Source organism: Kocuria sp. LUK (assembly GCF_021012935.1).
GTDB lineage: Bacteria > Actinomycetota > Actinomycetes > Actinomycetales > Micrococcaceae > Kocuria > Kocuria flava.
The window spans coordinates 1-1,065 of record NZ_JAJMZI010000016.1; the positions used below are offsets into that span (position 1 = coordinate 1).

Here is a 1,065-nt window from a genome sequence, read left to right on the forward strand (position 1 = left end):
TGCTGCCGCTCTCGCCCCCGGGTTCGAGTACCGGGGCGACCCCGACGCCCCGGCCGTGCCCCTGGCCAGCGAGCTGCAGAAGGAGTGGGTGGGACTGCCCGAACCGTGCTCCGGGCGCTTCGCCCCGCAGGGGCCGGGGGAGGAGGTGCTCACCGACCACTGCCGGCAGACGCCCGCCGTGGAGGACCCCGCGCGCACGATCGCCGTGGTCGGCAACTCGCACATGGAGCAGTTCATGGGCGCGGTCATCCCCCTCGCCGAGCGCAACGACTGGCAGCTCGTGGCGGTGCTCCAGCCGGGCTGCCCGTTCGGCGTCCGCCCGGAGGGCGACGCGTGCAAGGAGGGCGCCGACGCGGCGCTCGAGTACGTCGAGCGGATCGCCCCCGACGCGGTGATGACCACCTCCACCTACGCCGCCCGGATGGACGGCTCCGCGGAGAGCGTGGTCGGCGGGCTGCCCGAGCTCGTCGACCGGCTCGCCCCCCGGGGCGTCGAGGTGATCGGCTTCCGGGACAACCCCCGCTTCGACTTCGACCCCTTCGCGTGCGCGGAGCGCCACGGCGCCGACGCCGCGCAGTGCCAGGTGCCCGTTCCCGAGGTCCTCGCGCCGGTCGACCCCGCCGAGGCCCTCCGCGGGCGCCCCGGCTTCACCGGGGTGGACCTCACCGACCTCATCTGCCCCGACGGGCTGTGCCGGCCGGTCGTGGGCAACGTCCACGTCTTCATGGACCCCCACCACCTCACCTGGACCTACGCGCGCACCATGGCCCCCGCGCTCGGGGAACGGCTCGCCGCCGCGGGGTGGTGACCCCCGGCCCGGGCCCGGCGCTCCGGTAGAGTCGCGCCCGTCGCGCCTCGTCCCCCCCCCCGTGCGGTGCGACGTCCCCCCAGGAGGTCTGCCGTGCCCGCCGTCGTCGATCCTTCCGCCGTGCCCGCCGGCACCCGGTCCCCGGAGCGGGCCGGGCCCGCGGGACGGGCCAGCCGCTTCTCGGGGTTCCGTCCGGAGGTGCAGGGGCTGCGGTTCGTGGCGGTGCTGCTGGTGGTGGCCTACCACGTCTTCCTCGG

1 protein-coding gene is annotated in these 1,065 nt (G+C 76.2%); it reads left to right on the forward strand.

The window, feature by feature from the left end; genetic code table 11:
* Positions 1-808, forward strand: an 808-nt coding sequence (locus tag LQU92_RS14825) for an SGNH hydrolase domain-containing protein (protein WP_305067893.1), incomplete at its 5' end; no start/stop codon positions are given.
* Positions 809-1,065: the final 257 nt, after the last annotated feature.